We start from the raw sequence: 5,841 nt of genomic DNA, 5'->3' as shown, positions 1-5,841 counted from the left end.
GTGTTGAGCATGTGCCAATATCTTATGAAATTGTCAAATCTACGCAAATTGCTGTAGCTAAGGCTGAAAACTTATTATATTGGGATTGGCAGAAAGCCATGGGTGGGCGTTGCAACATAGCTAAATGGTATTCAGAGGGATTAGCACAAAAAGATCTAATCCACTTAACACCATTGGGTTATGAGATTAGCGCGGAGATATTATATCAATCATTATTACAATACTGGGGAATTGCTAAATAAAAAAAGACAATAATGCTAGTATGTGTTTATAGATTGTTTAGACTGTATAATAATACTTAATTAAAGTAAGAAAACAGATAATATTAAAAATAAAAGAGGCAGTTATGCGATATATATATAGTTACTTTTTATTATTACCGCTTTTAGGACAATCTGTCTTTGCGCAAAGTCAGTTAAATATTGAGATAACACAAGGTTCTATTCTCAAAAATAAAGATGCTAAAGATAATGTGTTTGCACTATTTGATGATTCCGCTAGTATTCAGAAAGATGTGGTGTATGTCAGTGAGCATTTTTATGGTTATGGTTCACCAGAATGTGAAAAACCCGCAGATTGGAGTGCGATTAAAAGCTCAGCAAAGTATCGTGATGGGAATTATTATGACCCATTTTCATCTGGTAATTACATTCCTTATGACCCCTTAAATAAACATAAAAATTATCAAGGCACAATTTATATTGAAAAATGCCAAAAAATCAATAGAGGGGTTGCATTTGGTGGGTTGCTGAAGCAATTTATATTATATTTTAATCAAGGCTATTTATTAGGCTTTGGGAGTACAGGGAAAGACTATTCAGCTGCATTGGCATTGAATCCTGATCCGAATAAAAAATATTCAGTGATATTGAATCCTGTGGATGATTTATCTCAATATACTAATAAGCAATGGAGTGAGTTGAATGAAAAAATCACTAATACATTCAATGTAGAGCAAATGAAAAATGCTTGGTCGCCTATTTTTCCTGCATTGTATAATGTCTCGCTCTATTTCCGAGGTCATCCAGTACCTATGACGATAGAGCACACAACAACAGGGTACAAATACCAAGAATATAAAACGCCATTGAAATATCGTTGTGCCGCAAATAAAATTGTATTATTTACCGATGGTCGCCCTAATCGTAGTTATGTCGATGTTTTTGCAAGTAATGATACAGCTTCACTACCTTCTAGTTTACAATCAAAATTGATTTTTGCAGAAAGTAAAGCTTGGAATAATGGTAAGTTGGTGATCTTAAAATCATACCCTTCACTGAAAGCCACTAGTTTATCTAATTTTTTCCAAAACCCTAATACACAATTTGCCTATATAGAAGATGGTTATACAGGTTCTGAGGATGGATTGGTCTATGAAGATTCTAAATTAGATAGAAATAGATATAAAAATGCAACTCATCCTGTTTCACAAAATGTTTTCCAAGGTTGGATGAAGCAAGATTTATTGGCAGGTCATAATGTCAATAATAGGCCGTCAATGGACTTAGGTGGTAAATCATGGACAGATAATTTGAGTGTGCCTCAAACATTGAGTGTGAATGCTGTCTTTTTTGGTAAAAATCCAACTGTCCCATTAAAAAATTTAATCACAGCGACTGATGGCAAGCATATTACTAAGCAGAACTTAGACGTCAATAGTGTATTAGAAGATGTGTCTAGTATATTATCAAGTGATGGTCAAGATCGTTTTACTAATGGTATGCCTATAGAAGATCAATACATGAGAACGCCAAATACCATTCGGTATGTTTTTACTTATAACTTAGCGAGTAATTCGGGTAATATTCATGCTTATACAATGAATAGGCAAGGTACTGCTTGGCAAGATCAGCCTGTTTGGAATATGAATCAAAGATCTTATCCTTTAAATGGTCGATTCTTAACGATGAGTTATAAAAGTCCGCTCAATCCTGTATCGGAGCAGCTCAGTGTAGAAAGTTTAAATAAAATCTACAAAGAGCGATATCAAACTGACTTATCTGATGCGTATTTACTTTGGTTAGAAGGAATTTCTGTTTTTGCCAATACAGGTAGCACTACTCAAACGCAGTTTAAGCCAAGACATTCTATCATTGGACCTATCGTTAATAGTGAACCTGCTTTTTTAGCTAAAGATAGGGAATATATTAATTTGAACTTTTTTTCAGAAGCATTGAAAAGAGAGTTCACACAATATGTGATGGCTAAGGCAAATCAAATGGATAATGAATTATTAGTTGTCAATGCTAATGATGGTATGGTTCATTTTATTAAAACAGATCGTAAGCATAATTTGTCTTTAGAAAATGGTGGAGTTCGCAGTGCAGCATATTTTCCTGGATTTTTAGCTGCTCGCTTGCAGGAAATTGTTAATTTAGACCAGCCCTTTACCTTTACGATGGATGGTGCGGCTAATATTTTTGAATTTAAGGGTAAAAATGGCAATATAAAAGCTGTAGGCCTAAGTGGTATGGGCGGTGGTGGTAAAGCTTTAGTGGGATACCAGTTACTACATTTAAAAGGTAATAAGCTAGATACAACGATTCAACCATTATTTGAAATAGTGAATGAAGATAATTTTAAGTATCAGACACAAGGATTTCAAAATTTAGGTTATACCTACTCAGGCTTTGCATTTTTTAATCGTTCTTTGAATGGCAGTAAAAATGCAGGTCAAGGCGTTGCTGTATTTGGTAATGGTATTGGCGCACAAAAATCTATTTTGTATTTTATTGATGTTGAAACGGGAGAGTTATTAAAACAAGTTACCTTATCTGATAATGGTGGTGGTGCTTCTACTCCAGCATTATCATTAATGAAAGATGAGAGTACTGGATTTCAACAGCTTAAATATGTCGTAGTGGGTGATCAATCTGGCCGTTTATATAGAGTAGATTTTTCTCAAAATGGCGCGCTAGGCTCGGCAAGTACGCCTGTTGTAATCTATGATCCAAATGCTCAGGGTCATCGCTTCTTTGATCATCCTATTACAACAAAACCTTTTTTATATATGAATCAAGAATTAGAGCAAGAATGGGTTTATTTTGGTACGGGGCGTAAAGTATCTAAGGATTTAGATCGAGGTACTTTATCTAAGAGACAACAATATTTTATTGCGGCACCTGTGCATAATCCAATATCTTTAAGCAGTATAAAAGAAATCAAGTTTAGGATTTCATCTAATATTGTTTCTTTAAATAGCAACTCACAAAAACCGAATCAAGGTTGGTTCTTGAAATTATCGACAGGTAACAAGGATTTGGGGAATAGGCTCGTTTATCAACCCGGTATGACAAAAAATGGAGATATTGTTTTTTCAACTTGGGGGATTACAGAAGGTGATGATTTGGATAGTTGCAGTGCTGATACCGGCTCAGGATTACAGATTGCTTTAAATGCAGAAACAGGTGAAATCGGCAGCTTTAATCACAGAGGTACTAATGTTGCAGGGGTATATGATGCGCTAACAGCACCGACATTACCAAGTGGCTCTTCAATAACATATCAAGGTTATTTGGGTGGGCAAATGGATCATGGCAGCATGAGCACATTAGATTTGTCAGACATTGATGAGTTGAATAAGAAAAATCTTAATACTTCTCATGGCCTTGAACAAGATCATTTGTCAGAGTGCCTTGCGACTACTAATGGTGAAGTGGACCGAGAAATATCAGAATTTTGTCACAATTTTACACCTAGGGTTTTGATTAAGAAAAGATTATCTATCCAACAATTATTCTAATAAAGAGTAGGAGTATATTTATGCAACGTAAAGTTTTGAGATATTCATTATTATGTGTTTCTTTATTACCGTTATTAGTGAATATGGGGATAACTCAAACGCTTGAAGCGAGTGATTCTGGATATGGTATCAATGGAGGAGAGGGCGCAGCGCAATCAACTACCGCTATTGATACAGGTGTAGGAATTAAAAATGGCGAAGTATGGATTTGGGGATATAAGGGATCGGGCCAACAAGGCAATGGCTCTACTAATGGAAATTTATATGATAGAGATCGAGTACCTGAAAAAATTGCTAGTTTACAAAATATTGTTTCTGTATCTGGTGGGGCCTATCATTTACTTGCGGTTGACTATGAAGGCTATGTATTTGGATGGGGTTTAAATGCCCGTGGTGAAACTGGTTGCGGTCATACAGGTATCGTTTCTATACCTTGTGAAGTGAAAGGCACTGATGGTCAAAGATTGAGAGTGAGACAAGCTGTGGGTGCTGGTGAATATAATTCTATTTATTTAGATTTAAATGGTAATGTTTTAACATCAGGCAGCTCAGCTTTTGGGCAGTTAGGATTAGGGCCAAAGGCTAAGAATACAGCGACTCCCACTAAAATTGACTTAAATGGTGAAGTTGCCAGATTAATAGGTGCTGCATATGAAGGTGGCTTTGCAGTGACATATGATAAAAATTCATGGGATACTAATGAGCAAAATGTATGGGCTTGGGGAAGAGATTTTTATTCTTCTTTAGGACTATATGCTTCTGGTGATAATTATGTGCGGTCGCCTATGAAGGTGGAGAATTTGAAACCTTATGCAAATAAAATTGTGAAAATTGCAGGGGGTTATCAATACGGCGTTGCTTTATTGAATGATGGCAAAGTTATCGGCTGGGGTTGGTATCGATCTGTTGGGCAAAGTTGTAATTCATCTCGTGTTAATACTACTAAATCGCCTATTCCTGTAGAGGTGCCATTTCCACCAAAAATGGTGAATGGTGTTTTAGTGCCTAGTAAGGTTGTCCAAATGGAATCATATTTCACTTCCACAATAGTATTAACCAACCATAATGAAATTTATACTTTTGGTACTTCAGTAGAGTCGGCTTACGATAATATCCAAGGAACTTGCCCTAAATTAGCAAATATTACGGATGAATTTAGAAATGAGCATAGTACTTTAGATAGTGAGGGCAATCGTATTCCTGGCTCTATTGTTAAAATCGGTAGAGGAAAGCATCATATAACTTATGAGATGAGTGATGGTACGGCATGGGGTGTAGGTTATAATGCAGGTGGTCAAATTTTTTATGGTGCAGGTTTAATTAGGGATTTCCCAGGACAGCAACTCCGAGATTTGCAATAGAAGATATATTTTGTTATCCCAAAAGATCTTATAGAACTTTTGGGATACGTTGTTTTTTAAGCACTGATTTTAACAGTGAGCATGCTAATGTTATCGATATATCCTGTGAGTTGATCATTAGGGTGGATTGCACCTACACCTTCAGGAGTGCCTGTCATGATGATGTCGCCAGGCTGTAGAGTATATAACGTAGATAAATGCTCAATAATTTCATTTACATTCCAAATCATATGGCTAAGATCAGAAGATTGGCGAATTTCGTCATTGACAGTTAGTTGTATTGTGCCTTCAGTAATCTCTCCTGATTGTGTTATAGGCATAATTTCGGAAAGAATTGCTGAGTTTTCAAAATCTTTAGCAATATCCCAAGGATGGCGATTATCTTTGGCTTTTGCTTGTAGATCACGTCGGGTCATATCTAAACCACACCCATAACCAAAAATATGGTGTATAGCATCTTGTTGTGTAATGTTCGCACCAGCCTTACCAATAGCAATGATAAATTCCATTTCATAGTGAAAATTATTAGTACGTGTTGGGTAAGGGATTTCAGCACCGCTAGGGACATAACTACTAGGATGTTTTAAGAAATAAAAAGGCTCTTGTTGGGTTTTATCAACAATTGTTCCCATTTCTTTGGCATGCGCCATATAATTGCGGCCAACACAAAATATACGATGGATGGGAAATAATAGTGAACTACCTTTGATTGGGATGGCAATAGGTTCTGCTACTGGA

3 protein-coding genes and 1 pseudogene are annotated in these 5,841 nt (G+C 36.0%); 3 read left to right on the top strand and 1 reads right to left on the bottom strand.

Annotated features, from left to right (window positions below; genetic code table 11):
• The 3 genes and pseudogenes from BZK14_RS07220 to BZK14_RS07210 all read left to right on the top strand — a co-directional run.
• A pseudogene (locus BZK14_RS07220) lies at window positions 1-242 on the top strand (SGNH/GDSL hydrolase family protein); the annotation flags it as partial.
• A gap of 104 nt (window positions 243-346) precedes the next feature.
• On the top strand, window positions 347-3,742 hold the full coding sequence (locus BZK14_RS07215; RefSeq protein WP_077925856.1) for a PilC/PilY family type IV pilus protein: 3,396 nt from the start codon (window positions 347-349) through the stop codon (window positions 3,740-3,742).
• Window positions 3,743-3,762: 20 nt separating this feature from the next.
• Window positions 3,763-5,103 carry an RCC1 domain-containing protein gene (locus BZK14_RS07210; protein WP_077925855.1) on the top strand — a complete coding sequence of 447 codons (1,341 nt, stop codon included), beginning with the start codon at window positions 3,763-3,765 and terminating at the stop codon, window positions 5,101-5,103.
• Between the two features lie 56 nt (window positions 5,104-5,159).
• On the opposite strand, the gene BZK14_RS07205 is transcribed toward BZK14_RS07210, so the two are convergent.
• A partial coding sequence (locus BZK14_RS07205; RefSeq protein WP_425445330.1) for a fumarylacetoacetate hydrolase family protein occupies window positions 5,160-5,841 on the bottom strand: 682 nt, incomplete at its 5' end.

Origin of the sequence: Wohlfahrtiimonas larvae (assembly GCF_002006755.1) — a bacterium.
Lineage (GTDB): Bacteria > Pseudomonadota > Gammaproteobacteria > Cardiobacteriales > Wohlfahrtiimonadaceae > Wohlfahrtiimonas > Wohlfahrtiimonas larvae.
Note: the sequence above shows the minus strand (reverse complement) of the source record. Positions and strands in the feature narration are given on the sequence as shown.

Coding starts and splice junctions, on each gene's coding strand:
- BZK14_RS07215 (WP_077925856.1), top strand. CDS start 347: ATGCGATATATATATAGTTACTTTTTATTATTACCGCTTTTAGGACAA.
- BZK14_RS07210 (WP_077925855.1), top strand. CDS start 3,763: ATGCAACGTAAAGTTTTGAGATATTCATTATTATGTGTTTCTTTATTA.